Below are 290 nucleotides of genomic sequence, written 5' to 3' on the forward strand. Positions count from 1 at the left end.
GGCGGCGAATATGAATTAAAGGAAGCCACCATGTACTCCAGCGTCAAGCGGCTTGAGACAGACGGCGATATCGAGTGGTATTGGGGCGATGAGTCTCAAGGAGGAAGACGCAAGTATTTCAGGATTACCGAAAAGGGCAAGAGTGCTTACGTCCGCAACAAAAACAACTGGGAGTATTCGAAGCGCGTACTAGAAAATTTATTATAAGGGAGAGATTGCTATGATGAATCAGAAATTAACGAACTATTTGAACGGTGTTTTCACACCCTATGATGGGGTAAAAAGCGTCA

Annotated in this window: 1 protein-coding gene; it reads left to right on the forward strand. The window is 44.8% G+C overall.

The genetic code is table 11. The features are described 5' to 3' along the window. Positions 1-207: PadR family transcriptional regulator (locus ASL11_RS37495; RefSeq protein WP_056617405.1), on the forward strand; the 207-nt coding region annotated here is incomplete at its 5' end. Between the last annotated feature and the right edge of the window lie 83 nt (positions 208-290).

The organism is Paenibacillus sp. Soil750 (assembly GCF_001428045.1).
GTDB lineage: Bacteria > Bacillota > Bacilli > Paenibacillales > NBRC-103111 > Paenibacillus_E > Paenibacillus_E allorhizoplanae.